We start from the raw sequence: 18,202 nt of genomic DNA on the forward strand, positions 1-18,202 counted from the left end.
GCCATCTACTCCTTCAAAACAGCTTCAATGTATTTTTCCGGATTCAGCAGATTCTCAGCCGTCTGATTGACATACGGTGAAACCCATTCGGTTCCGAGCCCGAACAGAAGCGACAAAAGGAGAAAAGCGGCTGCCGGATAAAGAAGTCCTTTTGCGGACCGTCCGCCTGCGCCCGGAATTTCTTTTTCTTCCCCCCAAAAAGCCGTCGTGAAAACCTTCAGCACCGAATAGAGCACAAGCAGGCTTGATAAGAGAATCAATACGGAAAACAATGTTTCCCCCTTATCGAACCCGCCTTCCGCAATCTTCAGCTTGCCCACAAATCCGCTGAACGGCGGGATGCCGGCCAAAGATATGGCTGAGATAAAGAACATCCATCCCAAAACGGGATAACGGGTGATCAGTCCGCCCATTTTATGCAGGCTGGCAGTGCCTGTCAATGCGATAAGCGTGCCGGCAAGCATAAACAGCGCTCCTTTAATCAGCATATCGTGAATCAAGTAATAAACCGCTCCTTGAATGGAGGCCGGCGTGTTCATGGCAATGCCGAACAAAATCACGCCGACGGCTGTAATAATATTGTAGATGACGATTTTCATGACATCCGAAAAGGCGATAGATCCGATTACGCCGAATAGCACCGTCAGCATCGCAAGCCACATCATCAATTGGTGGGTAAAGCCCGTATCGTGAATAAAGATCAGGGTGAATACTCTTAAAATGGCATACAGGCCGACTTTCGTCAAAAGAGACCCGAATAAAGCCGAAATCGCAGCCGGCGGGGCGTAATAAGAGCCCGGCATCCAGAAATACAGCGGGAATATCCCGCCCTTTAAACCGAATACGACGAGAAACAGGACGCCGATGACGGTGATCAGCCCGGTCTGGCCCGATTCGCTTATTTTTACGCTTAGATCAGCCATATTCAGCGTGCCCGTCACCGCGTATAAGTAACCGACACCGATGACAAAAAACGCGGATGACACAATGTTAAACACGATATACTTCAATGATTCTCTTAATTGAATTTTCGTTCCGCCAAGCACGATCAGCATGTAGGACGCGATAAGCAGAAGCTCAAAAAAGACGTACATGTTGAACAGGTCACCCGTCAAAAACGCTCCGCTTACGCCGGCCAGAAGAAACTGCACTCCTGAATAATAGAAAGCGCGCTCCCTTTTTTCTCCGATGGAGCGGAAGGAGTACAGGGTGACGAGCAGCCCGATTATGGCGGTTGTCAAAACAAGCAGTGCGGCAAGCTGATCCGCGGCGAGCACAATGCCGTACGGCGCTTTCCATCCGCCGAGTGTCAGCGTCTGAATCCCGTGTGTGAAAACCGTCTGAACGAGAGCGGCGCTGATGACGATGGAGACACAGGAAGCGGCAGTGCTGAATATCCGCATCAGCATCACGCGCCTGTTCATAAAAATCAGCAGCACTGCGGCAAGCAGCGGCACCAGGATAGGCAATATCACAAAGTTATTCATGTTGATCATTTCCCCTCATTCGATCCATTTCGTCCGTTTTCAGTTCCTGATAGGCGCGAAACGCCATCACAAGCAGGAAGGACGTGACGCCGAACGAAATAACAATCGCCGTCAGTATGAGTGCCTGCGGCAGCGGATCGACAAACGACGTGCTTTTTCCGCCCAGTATGGGAGGAGCGCCTTTTTTCAGTCCGCCCATGGTCAGAAGCAGCAAATGGACGCCGTGGCTTAAAAGCGCGGTGCCGATAATCACGCGCAGCAGACTTTTAGAAAGCAGCAGGTAGGTTGCCGCCATAAACAAAATACCGGCAATGACAGACATTAAGATTTCCATTATTCTTCCTCTCCAATCGTTTGAATAATGGTCATCGTCACGCCGACAACAACGAGATATACACCCAAATCAAACAAAGTGGCCGTCGCAAGCTCCGTATTCCCAAGCACAGGGAGATGAAAATGGCCGAATGTATGGGTGAGAAAGGGTGCTCCGAATAAGAACGAACCTGCACCCGTTGCAATCGCGATAAGCAGACCCGCGCCCGCCACATAAATAAAATTGACGGGCAAAATCGATTTGACGGTTTTTAAATCAAAGGCCAAAAGCAACAGCACGATGGCCGAAGACGTAATCAGCCCGCCGACAAATCCTCCGCCGGGAGCGTTATGCCCCGATAAAAATAAATAGAAAGAGAAAAGCAGAATGATAAAAGATACAAGCTTCGTTGCCGTCTGAAGGATGATGTCGTTTGTTTTTTGCTGTCTCAACGCTCTTCTCCCTCCTCTTTTACTTTCGTTCTGATCATGCCGTAAATCCCGAGTGCGGCAATCGACAGCACCGTGATTTCAAACATCGTATCAAATCCCCTGAAATCAACGAGGATGACGTTGACGATATTGTTTCCTCCCCCGAGCTTATGGCTGTAAGCGGTGAAAAAGGAGGAGATGCTGTCTTTTGTTTTTTCGCTGGAAGACGCGATTCCGAGCATTGTCACGATGACGCCGACACCGAGAGAAATGATAAAATTCGTCATCCGGAATGTTCTTGTCTTCTTTTTCCGCCGCATTTTCGGCAGATGGTAAAAACAAAGAAGAAACAAGGCGACGGATATCGTCTCAATGACGAGCTGTGTGAGCGCCAGATCGGGCGCTCTGAAAATCACGAAAAACAGCGCGAGTGTGTACCCGACAACACCGAGTGAGATAATGGCCGTCAGCCGCGATTTGGCGAACACAGTCGCAATCGTTGCGCTCACCATAACGAGGGACAGCACGATTTCATACAGGCCGATTTCAGCCATTCCTTTCGATGTCATGGAAAAGCCGCCTTTCATCACGAACGCCGTTCCGATAAGAATGATAAACGCCGCAAAAATATACAGCAGATAATCCCGCAAAAATCCGGTCATATAAGATGACGTCAGCTGGTAAGACCTTTTTTCCATACTGCCCCTCACCGCATCGTAGAGCCGGTTCAGCGTCAGTTTTTTCGGAAACAGACCGTACAGCCGCTCCCATTTAGACAGCGTTACGTAACCGATCGTGCCGACAATGATGATGCCGAGGGTCATCATTACCTCAGCCGTCACCCCGTGCCACTGGGAAATATGAACATGGAATGTATCTCCGCCGGTTAACAGAGCCGGATAAATGGAGTTCATCGCCGGTTCAATCAGGCTGTAAGACAAAACGTTTGGTGCAAAAAACAGACTGACGGCGCAAGCGGCAAGGATGACCGGCGAAATCAGCATGCCGAGCGGTGCTTCATGCGGCGTCTTTTCAAGCTGATCAGGTTTGCGCGCGCCGCTGAACGTTCTGAAAAACAGCTTCATGCTGTAGATGAAAGTGAAGACGCTCCCGATCCATGCGAGAACGGGGAACAGCACGCCCCACGTATCCAGGCTGAAAATATCTGCATGAGCAATCCGCAGCATACTTGTAAAGAACATTTCTTTACTTAAAAAGCCGTTAAACGGAGGGAGGCCGGCCATGGAAAACGTTCCGATCAGTGAAACGGTGAACGTTACCGGCATAAGCGCCATCAGGCCGCCGAGCCTGCGGATGTCCCGTGTTCCCGTTTCATGGTCGATAATGCCAACCGCCATAAATAAACTTCCTTTAAAAGTAGCATGGTTAATTAAGTGAAACACAGCCGCGGTGACAGCCGCCGTAAAATATTCTGAATGCTGGTAATGAAGCGCGGCGGCTCCTGCGCCGAGCATCGATACAATCATACCGAGCTGACTGACTGTGGAAAATGCCAGAATCGCTTTTAAATCGGTTTGTTTAATCGCATTGAAGGAAGCCCATACCATCGTGATCAGACCGACTGAGGCAACCGTCCAAAACCAGACGGGTGAAAATGCAAAAACCGGACTGAATCTGGCAATCACATAAATGCCCGCTTTCACCATTGTAGCCGAGTGCAGATAGGCGCTGACAGGAGTCGGCGCCTCCATGGCATCAGGCAGCCAGATATAAAACGGAAATTGCGCTGATTTCGTAAAGGCTCCCAATAACAGGAGAACCATCGCCGGAATAAAGAACGGATGGCCTGCGATAATATGCACCTGGTTGACCATTTCCCTGATACTGAAAGAATCCGTCATCAGATACAGCAGGATAAAGCCGCCGAGCATGCACAGTCCGCCGCCGACGGTAATCAGCAGTGACTTTTCCGCACCATAGCGTGATTTCTTCCGCTTATGCCAATACCCGATTAATAAGAAGGATGACAGGCTTGTCAGCTCCCAGAACATATAAAGCACGATAACGTTATCGACGAGCACAACGCCGAGCATCGCGCCCATAAACATCAGCAGGTACACATAAAAGGGGCCGAGCTTTTCTTTGTCCTTCGATAAGTAAAAAATACTGTAAAGCGTCACCAAAGAGCCGATGCCCGTAATCAATAAAGCGAATAACAGCCCGAGTCCGTCAATATAAACGGTATAGTTAATACCGAGGGACGGAATCCATTCGGCCGCATACCGGACGGTTTCCCCAGCCATTGTGACAGGGAGCTTGCTGATAAAGTAAACAAACAGCACAACGGGCACTATCAGCACAAACCAGCCTGTATGGACTTGTTTTACCCGTTTATAAAGAAAGGGAACGATAAAGGCAAATAAAAAAGGCGCCAAAATCGCGAAATGTAACAGCTGCAACAGAAGACCTCCTTTGCTTGTTTTTTCATCAAGCAACTGCTTTATGTAAGAGTGAATCCATCAATTCACGGTCATAGGACCCAGTACAAATTATATCGCACTTTTTTTTACCCTGCTACGGCATAATGTATTCCTTTCTGTGATTTTGTGGTCTTTTGAACCTAAAATAAATTTATCAAATATCCGGATCTTTGTATATACATTTATCTTTCAGATCAAGCTTTTAAAAAAGGAGCTGATCAGATGAAGAGAAAGGCGGCGGCCTGTATTGGAATATTTTGTTCTATTATCGCAGGAACATTCATAGCGGAAGATTTCTGCAAAGGGAGGCAGCAGACGGAGGCAGATGATTGGGAGCGTTTTTTTCTCGGTGCGGAATACGCGGAAGATAAGCTGAGTGCGGCTGAATCAATGCAAACACCGTTTCAGCCGCGTGAGTATATCAGAATCGTATATAGATGAAAAGAGTTCCGGCACCGGGGTGCGGAACTCTTTTTTTGTGGCAATCAGCGTTTTCCTTTAATGTAAGGGATGCCGTTGGCCTTAGGCGCATCCGCGCGGCCGATGAAGCCGGCAAGCGCGAGAATGGTCAGAATGTAAGGAGCCATCAGCATGTATACATTCGGAATGTCTTTGAACAGGGGCAAAAGCGAGCCGATAATGCTCAAACTCTGCGCAAATCCGAAGAACAGCGCAGCCCCGAGCGCGCCGATCGGATGCCATTTGCCGAAAACCAGCGCGGCGAGAGCGATAAAGCCTTGCCCGGAAATGGTGGAGTGCGTGAAATCAAGCGCGATCGTGGAAGCATACACACCGCCGCCGAGCCCGCCGAACAGTCCGCTGATCATGACGCCGATATAGCGCATGCCGAACACGTTGATTCCCATCGTATCGGCCGCCATCGGATGTTCCCCGACAGAACGGATGCGGAGGCCGAACGGCGTTTTGAATAAAATAAACCAGGAAACAAAGGCCAGTACGATGGCTAAAATCGACGTATAATATACGTCGGAAAAGAAAATCTTTCCTAAAACCGGAATATCGCTTAACCCGGGAATGTTCGTTTTGTAAAAGGGCTCCGGGATTTTATCAGTCTGGGCCTTTCCGTAGATCAGCTTGACGATAAACAGTGTCGCTCCTAACGCGAGCATATTGATCGCCACACCGGTTACCGTCTGATCGGCGCGGAAAGAAACCGCGGCGGCCGCGTGGATCAGTGAGAACAGTCCGCCGGCAATCATAGCCGCAGCCAAGGCGAGCCACGGAGCGGCGGCGCCAAGCTCGCGTCCGAAAAATAAGTTGAACATGACGCTTGTAAAGGCGCCGATAATCATCAGTCCTTCAAGACCGATGTTGACAACTCCAGATCTTTCAGAAAACACACCGCCGAGAGCAGTTAAAATAAGCGGAGCCGCATATACGAGTGTTGCCGGGACAATAATGGATAAAATCTGCAGGAAGTCCACTTACTTCGCCCCCTTTTTCTTCAATTTATCAAGGATGAGACGGATGGCGTAGCTTGATGCCACAAACAAAATAATAATGGCAATGACGATGTCAACGACTTCAGAAGGCACGCCGGATTCAATCGGCATATTTAATGCTCCGACTTTAAGGCCGCCGAGAAGACATGCCGCCAAAACAACGCCGATTGCCGTGCTGCCGCCGAGAAGCGCAACCGCAATGCCATCGAAGCCGACGCCGGTAAAGGCGCCCTTAACCGCCGCGTATTGAAAGGTTCCGAGTCCTTCCATCGCGCCGGCAAGCCCTGCGAAGGCGCCGGAAATCATCATGGCGTACATCATATTTTTTCTGACGCTCATTCCGGCGTATTGCGCGGCGTGCTGGTTAAAGCCGACAGCCCGGAATTCAAATCCGCTTTTTGTTTTATGAATAATAAACCACATGAGGACTGCCGCAAACAGAGCGATCAGAATGCCCCAGTGAAGGCGGGAGTAATCTGTCAGCTGCTCTAAAAACGGCGAGCGGAGCGACGCGCTTTCATGAATTTTGTCTGTTTTGTCCCGGTGGTCCGTCATGACATCGGAAATGAGATAATTGGTTAAATGAAGAGCGATATAATTCATCATGATCGTGACAATCACTTCGTGGACAAAAAAACGGGCTTTTAAAAATCCGGGAATCAGGCCCCAAATGCCGCCCGCAGCCGCAGCCGCCAATAACGAAAGCGGAAGGTGGATGTAAGCGGGGGCGTCAAAGGAAGCGCCGACCCACACCGCAGCGGTCCAGCCGACAAGGAGCTGTCCTTCAACCCCGATATTAAACAGGCCGGTCCGAAATGCGAATGCCACGGCCAATCCGGACAAAATATATGGCGTAATCTGCCGGATCGATTCCCCGATGTAATACACTTCACCGAAAATGCCGCTCCAAAGAGCCGAATACCCGCTTACGACATTGTAGCCGCTGGCGAGCATGATGACCGCACCCGCAGCTAATCCAAGGATGATCGCAATCAGCGGCACAGCCAGATGAGAAAGTCGATTAATCATGTGTTTTCCCCGCCTCCATTTGCTTACTTCCCGCCATTAAAAGCCCGAGCTCCTGCTCGTTTGTTTCAAGCGGATTGACGTTTGCGATGATGCTGCCTTCAAAGATGACGGCGATGCGATCGCTGAGATTCATTATTTCATCAAGTTCAAAAGATAACAGAAGCACCGCTTTACCGGCGTCACGCTGCTCAATGATCTTTTTATGGACGAATTCAATCGCGCCGACATCGAGTCCCCGCGTCGGCTGGGCCGCAATTAAAAGATCCGGATTTCTGTCCACTTCCCGGCCGATAATGGCCTTTTGCTGATTCCCTCCGGAGAGAGCGCGCGCAGGCGTATATTCATCAGGTGTTCTGACATCGTATTCTTTAATCAGGTTTCGCGCTTTGTCATAAATCGTGTGTTTATTTAATATGCCGAAAGAAGAGTAGGGCTTTTGGTAATAACTTTGCAGCACGATATTTTCTCCGATCGGAAAATCAAGGACGAGCCCGTGTTTATGCCTGTCCTGCGGAATATGCCCGATGCCGGCTTCAGTGACTTTCCGCGGCGGCATGTTTTGCAGCTGTTTGCCGTTTAACGTGATCGTGCCGGCATTCGTTTTTCTGAGACCTGTAATGGCTTCAATTAATTCAGACTGGCCGTTTCCGTCAACGCCCGCAATGCCGACGATTTCACCGGCTCTGACTGAGAGGGAGAGCTGTTTGACCGCCTCAACGCCGCGCGCGTCTTTAACCGTTACATCAGAAAGTGAAAGCACTTCTTGTTTCGGATCGGCCGCTTGTTTATCCGTCTTGAATGACACTTCGCGTCCGACCATAAGGCTTGCCAGTTCATCTTGATCCGTATGTGCGACATCGAGTGTTGTAATGCCTTTTCCTTTCCGGATGATGGTGACACGGTCGCAGACTTCCATAATCTCTTTTAATTTGTGGGTGATGAGGATGATTGATTTTCCTTCATTGACAAGATTTTTCATAATCTGAATCAGTTCTTGAATTTCGTGCGGGGTCAGCACCGCGGTCGGCTCGTCAAAAATGAGAATGTCGGCGCCCCGGTAGAGGGTCTTTAATATTTCCGCCCGCTGCTGCATACCGACGGAAATATCGGCAACTTTGGCTTCAGGATCAATGTGCAGGCCGTAACGGTCGGAAATATCGCGCACGTCCCGGTCGGCGCGCTGTCTGTCAATTCGGCCGAATGTTTTCGGCTCTTTTCCGAGAATGATATTTTCTGAGACGGTAAAGGTGTCCACAAGCATAAAATGCTGGTGCACCATCCCGATGCCGAGATCGTTGGCTTTGTTCGGGCTGTTGATGTGAACGCGTTCGCCCCGCACCCGGATCTCGCCTTTTTCCGGCTGATACAGACCGAATAAAACGTTCATGAGTGTCGATTTTCCGGCGCCGTTTTCACCGAGAAGGGCGTGTATTTCGCCTTTTTTTACTTGAAGCGTGACGTCATCATTGGCGACGATTCCGGGAAATTCCTTGCGTATATTCAGCATTTCAATGATATAATCCACCGATTTTTGTCGCTCCTTTTCAGAGATACTTTGATGAGAAAGAGCTTGGCAAAAGAAAAGCTGCAAGAGATGCAGCTTTTCCTTCACCGCTCTTTTCAAAAAAGAGAGGGGATAAGCACGGAAGTCTCCTTATCCCCTGGTTCTTACTCAGCCTTGAAGGATTTCAATTCTTTTTCAGTTGAAGGGATCTCGAGTCCGTCCGCGATTTTCTTCTTCCAATCGTCTGTTGCTTTGATGACATCGTCAGAAAGGTTCTCCTTGTGATCCGAGATGCCGACTGCATCTTGCGCCAAACCGTATGTTAATGTTTTGCCGCCCGGGAATTTCCCGTCACTTGCTTTTTTCGTTAAGTCCTCTACGGCTGTATCCACTTTTTTGACCATTGATGTGAGAGTGACATTGTCTTTTGTGCCTTTGACTTGACCTTCCGCGTACTGGTCTTTATCAACACCGATAACCCATACGTTCCGCTTCGGATCTTCTTTTTTCAGATTTTTCGCTTCTGTGAAGACGCCCGTTCCCGTTGCGCCGGCCGCGTGATAAATGACGTCAACGCCTGATTTGTACATACTTTCAGCCGTCGCCTTGCCGACATCGGCTTTGTCAAATCCGCCCGCATATTTCACTTCGACGGTCGCTTTCGGATTTGCGGCTTGTACACCCGCGCGGAAGCCGATTTCGAATTTTTTGATCAATTCAGACTCCATTCCGCCCACGAATCCGACTTTTCCCGTTTTGCTCGATAGCGCAGCGGCCGCTCCCACGAGGAATGAACCTTCCTGTTCCTTAAATGTAAGGCTCGCCACGTTGTCTTTTTTGACAACGGCGTCAATGATCGCAAAATTTGTGTCTTTGCGCTGATCGGCGATTTCGCTAATGGAATCCTGCATCAGATACCCGACGCCGTAAATCAGGTCAAAGTGTTCCCGCGCTAATTTATTTAAGTTCGTTGTATAATCTGCATCTGATTTTGATTGAAGATAGTCAAAACCGCTTTTGCCTTTTGTAAGCCCGTTGTCTTTTCCGAATGCCTGGATGCCTTCCCAGGCGGACTGGTTAAATGATTTGTCATCGACACCGCCGATATCCGTTACCATGCCGACGGTAAAGTTTTTGCTGCCGGAGCCGTTTGCTTTGTCACTTGAACCGCATGCGCTTAATATGGTTCCGGCCGCCGCGATGAGCGCCATCGCCATTCCGATTTTGCGTTTTTTCAAAGATATAACCCCCCTGTAAAATATGGCTGTGCCGTTCAATTCAGACTTGAGTCCCCGTACCGGATGCAGAATCGAAAAAACTTTCTGATAATAGTGATGAGACGTCTCTCTTTTTCCCGCCTTGAGCGGCTGTCTCTTCCGAGTTCGGGACTTATGACTTATCTGAAAAGATCTGCTAACCAATCATAATTTATCATTTTACCCGCCATAAATAAATAGAAATTTGCTTATTTTTAAAAAAATATCAATTTTATGAATCGGCTTCCTCATCTGGTTAAAACAGAGGAGGATCAGCCGGGTCATTATCCTTATATAGCATATCAAAAAGGAATCTCAAGCCTTTTGTCACGGGATATGACAGTAAAAAAGCACCATTCACAGCGGAACGGCGCTTTTTGACATTATAAATATTGTTTGATGCTGCTGACATTGCCTGTGTTGATATGGTATTGAAAGACGGGCCTTCCGATTGTGCCGTACGCCATCTCTACATTCAGCACTTGAATGTCTTCCAGAAATTTAAGGTACTTCCGGATGGAGACTTGCGAGATTTCAGTATGCTTGGCGAGATCTTCCGTAGTAAAAGAACTGTCGCCGAAAGACTCAATGCTCGCCCAGATGAGTTTAAGCGTGCTCTTTGTCAATCCCTTCGGAAGGTGAACCTTTTCCGCCGCTTCTTTCTTTTGAAAAAGCTCGGCATCCAATTCTTTCTGTGTCATGCTTCTGTGTGATTGATAAACTTTCTGCTTGCGTCTGTAGTCGGAAAGAGCGGTTTGAAAGCGGTCAAATTCAAATGGTTTGATTAAATAATCGACGGCGCCGTACCGAAGCGTTTTTTTGATGACGTCCAGCTCGCTTGCGGCCGAAATGACGATGACATCAACCGATTCGTTTTGTTTGCGGATTTCCGTTAAAAGCTCAAGCCCGTTTTTTCCCGGCATGTAAATGTCAAGAAGGATGAGATCGATATGATGCTCGCTCAGCACGTGCAGCGCGCTTTGAAAGGATGATGCGATCCCTTTCAGCTGAAATCCTTCAATCTGGCTGAGATAGCGCTTATTTAATTCACCCACCATGGGGTCGTCTTCAACTATGAGTACATTAATCATCATTTTCCTCCTTCGGTTCATACGGAATGCGAAGACTGAAAGTCGTTCCTTCATTCTTTTCACTTGTCACAATCATATGGCCTTTTAAATTTTCTGTTGCCTGCTGGGTGAAATAGAGGCCGAACCCCCGGTTTGTCCCTTTCGTGGAATAACCTTGTTCAAAAATACGGGCTTGGTCTGCCGCAGACATTCCGGCTCCCGTGTCCGTAATCTCTATATCAAGCTGGCGATCCTGAAACCGCATCGAGCACGTAATATTTTTTTTCGGCATCTGCGCCACTGCGTCGAGCGCGTTGTTTAACAGGTTTCCGATAATCGTAATGAGCTCATGGATGACGGCCGGATCCGCCGCATTCGGGATCAGGCTGCCGAGCTGAATGTCCAGATCAGCACCCTGTTCGCGTATGTAGCTTTGTTTTCCTAGAAGAAACCCTGCGAGAACCGGACTTTTGACATCACTTATAATCTCGCTTGTTTCCGTCTTCTGCTGAATGGCAATGTCTTTAATGTAAGTGCCGAGATCATCGTATTCTTTTAACTGGACAAGCCCTAAAATGACATGAAGCTTATTCATGAATTCATGAGACTGGGCTCTTAATGCGTTTGCATACATTTTAACACCGGACAGCTGTTCTGCTAAATGTTTGACCTCCGTTTTGTCCCTGAACGTGGCGATCGCTCCGACGGTTTGTCCTTTCAGATGGATCGGAACCTCATTAAAGACCAGCTCAAGTCCGTTAATGCGGATATCCCTGTCCTGAAGCGGTTTTTTCGTTTCAATCACCTGTTTCAGCCGGCTTTTCGGGAGAATATCGTTCACATCTTGATCGACCGGATTAGTCGGAATACCCATTTTAATAAAAAGCCGTTTCGCCTCTGCATTGGCGAGTTTTATTTTTCCCCGCGCGTCAACCGCCAGAATGCCTTCCTTCGTTGATTCGAGCATGGCGCTCCGCTCTTCCAGGAGGGTGGCGATTTCATAAGGCTCAAGACCGTACATAATGTTTTTGACGGTGCGGGCGACAATGACGGCTCCGATGACGCCGACAAAAATACTTACGCAGATGATGAAATAAAGCGGTCTCAAACTGTGGCTGACGACATCCTGTATTTTGTTAAGCGAAATTCCGACCGAAACGACGCCCACTTGTTTTTTATCTTTTCCATAGATCGGTACGAAGGCTCTCATGGATTTTCCGAGAGTTCCCGCTGATGTGCTCGTTTTGATATGCCCGTGCATCGCCGGCTGTTCGTCTCCGCCGGTGAATTTCTTCCCGATTTTATTTGCGTCGGGGTGGGTGAGGCGGATGCTGTTCATATCCATCACCACGACAAATTCGGTTCCTGTCGTATGCTGGACGTCTAATGTATAATCCCGGAGCTCTTTCAGCCCTTTTCTTGTTTGCAATGCCTGCGCGACACTCGGTGTTTCCGCGACCAGCTTTGCGGTGCGCAGCGCGGTTGTCCGTTCTTCTTCTTTCACGCGGTCTGCTGTTTGGACGCTGATCGTGAAAAAGGTGATACAAAGTGCGATAAGGACGACAATACAGACGAATATCGTTAATCGGGTTTGCAATTTTAATGTTTTTTTCATAACAGCCTTCCTTACGTTTATCATTCCCGCGTTCTACTTTACTCCGAAAAAGCCGGTTTGTGAAGATCAGGCCCTTATTTCGTAAAAGTGAGGAAAAATGGAATTTTTTATCTTGTCAATGTGTTTTAAGTCCTCCATAATAAGTGAGGTAGATTACAGAAAGGGACTTTTTATATGAAAAATACTTATTGGACGGGTTATTTTCCGCTCGTTGCGATTCTGCTTTTTAGTTCGTCATTATCCATTTCTACCTCGCTTTATGTCATGAAGATACTTCAGACGCTCGGCATGTATCAGGGGATGCTGGATTATTTCTCTGAGAAAGGGATCAGACTGGCGCTTTTTGCAGCGTTCGCCCTTGTGTATTTTATGCTTTTTTCGGCTTTGAAGCTGATTGCAAACACAGTGACAGAGCTGTCTCTTTTGTTTTTCACAAATGACCCTGAGGGGGACAATCTGAAAAAAATCAGATTAGGTTCTTTAATTTATGTAGGCGGAGGAATTCTTTCCTTTGCGCTCGTGCAGAATGGTTTTTGGATTGCGGCGTTATTTGCTGTTGTTACGCTCGTTTATTTGATTTTCATGGTGTACAGAATCTATTCGACACTCTCTATCGTTTCACTGATCGGTTTTATATTGCTTGAGATTCTGTTTTGGTTTACTTTTGTTATCGGTATTTTGTACATCTTTATCAAGCTTTATAATAGCATAATGGCTAGCTTACCTGTGTAAGCTAGCCATTTTTGTTAAGACAGAAATCTATTTTTGATCTCAGGGGAGGGGAGCATGCATGCTTCCCTTTTTCCGAACCATTTGTAACGGCGCCGGGCGATGAAAGAATAGGCTCTGTCCCTGAGGGGGCGGGGCACTGCGAAAAAAACCGCTGACAGCCGCCAGGCTCCGCGGAGATGACGGGAAACCTTTAACACGGCTGCGGATTTTTTGTATATCCGCCCGTTCTCGATAAAAATCATGCTGTCAAATTGTTCTGTCGGAAGTCCTTCTGATGCCAAAAGCTCCCGGGCGGTATCTGATTGCAATGAAGCAAATGAGATTTTGCCGGCCGGATCGCGTTTAATGATGAATTGAACGGCGCCGCTGCATAAGTTGCAGACGCCGTCAAACAAAAGTACGCGGTCCGGAAGCTGAGCTGGTTTCAAAGCGGATCCCCTCCGTTATCTTTAATAAGCTGCCTGCAGCGTGTTTTTCCAGATCGAAAGCTGAGGGCTTGCGTCATGAAGATATTCGACGCTTGACGGTGTATCCTTGCCGACCCATACCCCCATCGTATAAGCGTCCGTCAGACCGACAAACCACATATCGTGATAGTCATTTGACGTTCCTGATTTTCCGCCGACGTACGGAGCTTTAAAGTTCGCTTTTTTTCCTGTACCGCTTTTGACGACGGCTTTCATCATTTCTTTGATCTGCATGTTAGTCCGCACGCTGAATACCTGCGTCGGCTCATCTTTCCATTTTAATATCGTTTTTCCTTTTAAATCAGTCACTTTTGTAATCGCGTGACTCGGCGTATAAATGCCGTTGTTGCCGAACGTGGTGTACGCATTGGTCATTTCAAGCGGTGTCATGCCGTTTGTAAAACCGCCAAGCGCCGCAGGCAGACGGTAATCCGCGCTGACCAGCTTCGCGAAATGAAACGGTTCAAGGTAGCTGAACGCCTTATTGACGCCGACGCGGTCCATGATTCTGATGGCCGGTGTGTTGTACGAGTATTTAAACGCTGTTTCCAGCGTGACCGTACCGTACGTGCGGTTATTGTAGTTCTGCGGGCAGTAATCCGCACTGCAGAATTTGCTTGCGTCAATCTTGCTGTGTGGCGTTGCGCCGGTCTTTTCAATGTAAGGTCCGTAATCAAGCAGCGGCTTAATGGAAGAACCGGGCTGTCTGTATGCTTGATAGGCGCGGTTGAAATCATATTTATGATAATCTTTCCCGCCTGAAAGCGCGATAATCTGATGTGTCTGATGATTAATCACGGCCGCTCCGCCCTGGACGCCTGCATACGGCAGATTTTGATTCACTTGGGCGACGACCTGGTTTTGCATATACGGATTCAGCGCCGTATAAATCTTCACGCCGTCTTTTAACAATGTGCTGACTCTGTCTGAAAGCTCACTCTGTATTTTTTGTTTCGCCTTTCCGGAAGCTTTTTCAAGACGTTTGTCATAGCCTTCAGATGATGAAACAAGCTGTGTGAATTCATCATTTACATAGGAAACATAGTCAGGATATTTATTTGTTTTTTCGTTTATATCAAGCTTGATCTTTTCCTTTTCGGCTTTTTTCAGCTGTTTCCCGGATATAACGCCTGCTTTTTTTAATCCGTTAAGCAATCTGACTTGTCGTTTTTTCGTATAATCAAAATGCTTGAGAGGATCATATAATGTAGGGTTATTAGGGATGGCGCAGATAAAGGCCATCTCTCCCAAAGTGAGAGATTTCAGCGGCTTGCTGAAATAAAATTGTGCCGCCGAACCGACACCGTATACGCCGTTATTAAAATAAATCGTATTTAAGTAGCCTTCTAAAATCTCATCTTTGCTGTATTTTTTCTCAAGCTGATAGGAATAGGCCAGCTCCGTCAGTTTTCGGCTGAAGGTGCGTTCATGGCTTAAATACACATTCCTTGCCAGCTGCTGGGTGATGGTGCTGGCGCCCTGGTCAATTTTATGATCTTTGAAATTGGAGGCGGCCGCCCTGACCATCCCCATAAAGTCAAACCCTTTATGCTCATAAAAATGACGGTCTTCAGAGGTTAAAAACAGTTGTTTTACCTCATTCGGTATTTTATTAAAGGGCACGATCACGCGGTTCTCATGATCGCTGACAATCTCAGAAACAAGGCTTCCGTCCCTGTCATACATGTAACTGTTTTGAACCAGGTTGATCGCTTTTAAATCAATATGTTTATCGAGCACCTGATCAAAAGGCTTGATTTGTTTTACCTCTTTGCCGGAAGCAATAACTGTAAATGCACACAACGGGATAATGCCGAGCAGCAAAATCCATCCGATTATTTTACGTACCATGGTCACTCTCTTTTCTCCTGATTTCTAGCCATATCGTATCATTCTTTTAAGAATACGAGAAGGTTAAATTTAGAAGAAATCGTGATCGCTGCCGGTCAGCCCGCATTTGACGCTGTATCCTTTTGCAGATGTCCCGCCATCCATAAAAGCCCCGCGCCTATTAAAAAGAGAAAGGCGGTGACGTAGAAAACAGCCGAAATGGAAAAACCGCTTGAGACCGCACCTCCGAGCAGAGGGCCGAGCACATTTCCGAGAAAACGAAAGCTGACGTTATAGCCGAGCACCTCTCCCTGGATGCTGCCCGGCGCCCTGACGCGGATCGCGGCCGTAATGCAGGGGAGCGTGCCGCCCATGACCATGCCGAACAGAAATCTGAAGACTAACAGAATGGAGAGGGAGGAGGCGAGCGCCTGCGGAATGAAAAACACCGCTGAGGCAATCAAAAGCACGATTAAGATCCGGCTGTGGCCGAAGCGGTCGCCGAAGTCCCCCCATTTCCGGGCAAGCAATAAGCTTCCGAGTCCGGTCGCTGAAAACGCCATTCCGGAGAAAAAAGCTAAATTAACAGGTCCGTGCAGCTCATTGACATATAAAGCGAGCAGCGGCTGAATACTGAAATTGCCGGTCTGCACGATCATAGTAAGCACCATCATCGCCCAAAGCGCGGGCTGGTGAAAAATATAAGAGAGCACCTGTTTTCTGGAGTAGGTTTTCCGCTTATTTTGTTTCTCGCCGAGCGGCTGCTCATTCACCTGAAATAAAACGAGAAGCACAGAAGCGAAAATGACAAAAGACGTAATAAAAAATGTGTACGTAAACCCGAAGCTGTCAGCGAGCAGCCCGCCCAGCATCGGTCCGAATAAAGTGCCTGACACCTGACCCATCTGCAGGGTGCCGAGCGTTTTCCCGGCAGTCTCTTTCGGCGTCTGCGCCGAAATCATGGCAAGCGATGTCGGAACAAAGCCTGTTACTAGACCCATAAGCAGCCGCAGGACAAACAGCTGATAAACGGATGTCACAAACCCCATCAATAAAATGCTGACGGCAATGCCGGTTCCTGTAATCAAGAGAATTTTTTTGTAGCCGCGCTTATCGCCGAATCTGCCCCAAAACGGGGAAATCACAAACGCCATTAAAAACGTGACGCCGAACACATACCCGCTCCATCTCTGCACATACCCGCCCGAATGGGGGCTGATCGTTTCGATATATAACGAAAGAAACGGAACAATCATGGTCATGCTGGCGGAAATAAAGAAATTTGTAATCCAAATGACGACGAAGTTCTTCTTACGGACAGAAATAACATCACCTTCTTTACTTTTCGTGTGTCTAATCATAAGTATATAGGAATGAATCCGGTATTTGTATTTTCGATGCGGATATAGGAAAATTCATTATTTTTAGAAAATGAAGAAAGTTTCAGAGGGGAAACTGATATACTATCATAAAATATCATTTTTGATCGGAGGAAAGGCAGGTGTAAAAAAAGTGGATCAGCGCAGTCTGCTCATTATTGATTTTGAATTTACAATGCCTGACGGAAAATACAGCCCGCAAAATTTCTTTCCCGAAATTATTGAAGCGGGAATTGTCAAGACGGTGAATGATGAAGTGACTGAAACGTTTTCGAGTTATATCAAACCGAAAAAATTTCCGAAGCTGACGAAACGATGCAAAACCTTTCTGAACATCACCCAAAAAGACGTGGACGGCGGAATCACGTTTAATGAATTCATCCGCAAATTAAATGAGCTTGATCCTGATAAAAACTGCACGATCGTCACCTGGGGCAATATGGATATGAAAGTGTTAAAGCAAAATTGCATGTTTAACCACATCCCTTTTCCGTTCAAAGGAGAACTTAGGGATCTGTCCCTTGAATACAAAAACTTCTTCGGCGACAGAACATTGACCGGCCTTTGGAAAGCGGCAGAAGAGTATGGCGATAAAGGGACGGGCACCCATCATAAAGCGCTGGATGATGCGCGGACGACATACAAATTATTCAAGCTTGTCGAGCGGGATAAACAATATCTTGAAAAACCGAAACCTCCGACGATCGGTGATCGCGTCGATCTGACTGAACTGTTTCGCCGGGCCACATAAAAAAACCCAATCATGCCGACTGGGTCAAGTTCTTTTAAAATAGTCACGCTCTAACGCGGCCAAGTTGTCGAGCGAACGTTCCGCCCATTCTGAGCCGTCCGCTGTAAGCTGATCTTTCAGCCGGGCAGACGCCGCTTGTAAGGAAGCCGTATAATCAGGCACCTCGCCATCAAACGGTTTGACCATCTGATGCGGTATGTTTGTCTGTTCCCCGAATGCAAGCGCTCTTCTTTCATGAAAAAACGGAACATCCGCCTGCTTCGGATGATGGAGGTCTCCTTGAGCGGGATGCGTCAGAACGGCTTTAATTTTCACTAAATAGTGATTGGGCCTGACGTCTGTCACTTCCCCTATGTATGCTCCTGTTTTATAAAACCCTTTTACGATTGTGCCGATTTCAAACGTATTCATAGCGTTCACCTCTCTCTAGTTAT

The 18,202-nt window shown here is 47.7% G+C and carries 17 protein-coding genes; 3 read left to right on the plus strand and 14 right to left on the minus strand.

The annotated features are described in order from the left end of the window. Positions 1-5: 5 nt before the first annotated feature. The 4 genes from SB724_RS15710 to SB724_RS15725 are packed head-to-tail and all read right to left on the minus strand — an operon-like array spanning position 6 to position 4,651. Positions 6-1,487, minus strand: coding sequence for a Na+/H+ antiporter subunit D (locus SB724_RS15710; protein WP_038459658.1), 1,482 nt, complete (start codon positions 1,485-1,487; stop codon positions 6-8). Then, a complete protein-coding gene (locus SB724_RS15715; RefSeq protein ID WP_032876807.1) occupies positions 1,480-1,821 on the minus strand; it encodes a Na(+)/H(+) antiporter subunit C in 342 nt (113 codons plus the stop codon). The genes SB724_RS15710 and SB724_RS15715 overlap by 8 nt, the downstream gene beginning before the upstream one ends. Then, a complete protein-coding gene (locus SB724_RS15720; protein WP_007613424.1) occupies positions 1,821-2,252 on the minus strand; it encodes a Na(+)/H(+) antiporter subunit B in 432 nt (143 codons plus the stop codon). Before SB724_RS15720 ends, SB724_RS15715 begins: the two co-directional genes overlap by 1 nt. Continuing rightward, positions 2,249-4,651, minus strand: coding sequence for a Na+/H+ antiporter subunit A (locus tag SB724_RS15725; protein ID WP_410571838.1), 2,403 nt, complete (start codon positions 4,649-4,651; stop codon positions 2,249-2,251). The genes SB724_RS15720 and SB724_RS15725 overlap by 4 nt, the downstream gene beginning before the upstream one ends. Before the next feature lie 243 nt (positions 4,652-4,894). Between SB724_RS15725 and SB724_RS15730 the strand changes: the two genes are divergently transcribed. Then, positions 4,895-5,113: a hypothetical protein gene (locus tag SB724_RS15730; RefSeq protein WP_285979805.1), complete on the plus strand. Its 219-nt coding sequence runs from the start codon at positions 4,895-4,897 to the stop codon at positions 5,111-5,113. A gap of 44 nt (positions 5,114-5,157) precedes the next feature. On the opposite strand, the gene nupQ is transcribed toward SB724_RS15730, so the two are convergent. The 6 genes from nupQ to malK form a co-directional block, all read right to left on the minus strand. After that, complete coding sequence (nupQ, locus tag SB724_RS15735) at positions 5,158-6,117, minus strand: guanosine ABC transporter permease NupQ (RefSeq protein ID WP_003152071.1); 960 nt, start codon at positions 6,115-6,117, stop codon at positions 5,158-5,160. Beyond that, positions 6,118-7,164 carry an ABC transporter permease gene (locus SB724_RS15740; protein WP_012118308.1) on the minus strand — a complete coding sequence of 349 codons (1,047 nt, stop codon included), beginning with the start codon at positions 7,162-7,164 and terminating at the stop codon, positions 6,118-6,120. Beyond that, a complete protein-coding gene (locus SB724_RS15745) occupies positions 7,157-8,689 on the minus strand; it encodes an ABC transporter ATP-binding protein (RefSeq protein ID WP_410571841.1) in 1,533 nt (510 codons plus the stop codon). The genes SB724_RS15740 and SB724_RS15745 overlap by 8 nt, the downstream gene beginning before the upstream one ends. 143 nt (positions 8,690-8,832) lie before the next feature. After that, complete coding sequence (locus SB724_RS15750; RefSeq protein WP_007408665.1) at positions 8,833-9,906, minus strand: BMP family lipoprotein; 1,074 nt, start codon at positions 9,904-9,906, stop codon at positions 8,833-8,835. 401 nt (positions 9,907-10,307) lie between these two features. After that, entirely contained in the window at positions 10,308-11,015 is a 708-nt protein-coding gene (locus tag SB724_RS15755; RefSeq protein WP_029326021.1) for a response regulator, read from the minus strand. Continuing rightward, entirely contained in the window at positions 11,008-12,609 is a 1,602-nt protein-coding gene (malK, locus tag SB724_RS15760) for a malate sensor histidine kinase MalK (protein ID WP_029326022.1), read from the minus strand. Before malK ends, SB724_RS15755 begins: the two co-directional genes overlap by 8 nt. 174 nt (positions 12,610-12,783) lie before the next feature. On the opposite strand from malK, the gene SB724_RS15765 reads away from it, so the two are divergent. After that, entirely contained in the window at positions 12,784-13,341 is a 558-nt protein-coding gene (locus tag SB724_RS15765) for a YufK family protein (protein ID WP_007408662.1), read from the plus strand. 14 nt (positions 13,342-13,355) lie between these two features. On the opposite strand, the gene SB724_RS15770 is transcribed toward SB724_RS15765, so the two are convergent. The 3 genes from SB724_RS15770 to SB724_RS15780 all read right to left on the minus strand — a co-directional run bounded on the left by SB724_RS15770 (position 13,356) and on the right by SB724_RS15780 (position 16,999). Continuing rightward, positions 13,356-13,769: a thiol-disulfide oxidoreductase DCC family protein gene (locus SB724_RS15770; protein ID WP_014305710.1), complete on the minus strand. Its 414-nt coding sequence runs from the start codon at positions 13,767-13,769 to the stop codon at positions 13,356-13,358. 21 nt (positions 13,770-13,790) lie between these two features. Then, positions 13,791-15,665, minus strand: coding sequence for a transglycosylase domain-containing protein (locus SB724_RS15775; RefSeq protein ID WP_410571844.1), 1,875 nt, complete (start codon positions 15,663-15,665; stop codon positions 13,791-13,793). Positions 15,666-15,754: 89 nt separating this feature from the next. After that, positions 15,755-16,999 carry a multidrug efflux MFS transporter gene (locus SB724_RS15780; RefSeq protein WP_076983608.1) on the minus strand — a complete coding sequence of 415 codons (1,245 nt, stop codon included), beginning with the start codon at positions 16,997-16,999 and terminating at the stop codon, positions 15,755-15,757. Between the two features lie 151 nt (positions 17,000-17,150). Here SB724_RS15780 and kapD point away from each other — a divergent pair, with 151 nt between their 5' ends. Continuing rightward, complete coding sequence (gene kapD / locus SB724_RS15785; protein WP_003152084.1) at positions 17,151-17,768, plus strand: 3'-5' exonuclease KapD; 618 nt, start codon at positions 17,151-17,153, stop codon at positions 17,766-17,768. A 24-nt stretch (positions 17,769-17,792) separates the two neighbouring features. Here the strand turns inward: kapD and kapB are convergent, their stop codons facing one another. Further along, positions 17,793-18,179 (minus strand): kinase-associated lipoprotein KapB, encoded by a 387-nt coding sequence (gene kapB / locus SB724_RS15790; RefSeq protein ID WP_015240473.1) that lies wholly within the window; start codon positions 18,177-18,179, stop codon positions 17,793-17,795. Positions 18,180-18,202 lie beyond the last annotated feature (23 nt).

Source organism: Bacillus sp. SIMBA_031 (genome assembly GCF_046535225.1).
GTDB classification, from domain to species: domain Bacteria; phylum Bacillota; class Bacilli; order Bacillales; family Bacillaceae; genus Bacillus; species Bacillus velezensis.

Bases quoted from the DNA above. Each gene is read 5' to 3' on its own strand.
- SB724_RS15710 (WP_038459658.1), bottom strand. From the start codon at position 1,487: ATGAATAACTTTGTGATATTGCCTATCCTGGTGCCGCTGCTTGCCGCA.
- kapB (WP_015240473.1), bottom strand. From the start codon at position 18,179: ATGAATACGTTTGAAATCGGCACAATCGTAAAAGGGTTTTATAAAACA.
- SB724_RS15755 (WP_029326021.1), bottom strand. From the start codon at position 11,015: ATGATTAATGTACTCATAGTTGAAGACGACCCCATGGTGGGTGAATTA.
- SB724_RS15765 (WP_007408662.1), top strand. From the start codon at position 12,784: ATGAAAAATACTTATTGGACGGGTTATTTTCCGCTCGTTGCGATTCTG.
- SB724_RS15780 (WP_076983608.1), bottom strand. From the start codon at position 16,999: ATGATTAGACACACGAAAAGTAAAGAAGGTGATGTTATTTCTGTCCGT.
- SB724_RS15740 (WP_012118308.1), bottom strand. From the start codon at position 7,164: ATGATTAATCGACTTTCTCATCTGGCTGTGCCGCTGATTGCGATCATC.
- malK (WP_029326022.1), bottom strand. From the start codon at position 12,609: ATGAAAAAAACATTAAAATTGCAAACCCGATTAACGATATTCGTCTGT.
- SB724_RS15715 (WP_032876807.1), bottom strand. From the start codon at position 1,821: ATGGAAATCTTAATGTCTGTCATTGCCGGTATTTTGTTTATGGCGGCA.
- SB724_RS15730 (WP_285979805.1), top strand. From the start codon at position 4,895: ATGAAGAGAAAGGCGGCGGCCTGTATTGGAATATTTTGTTCTATTATC.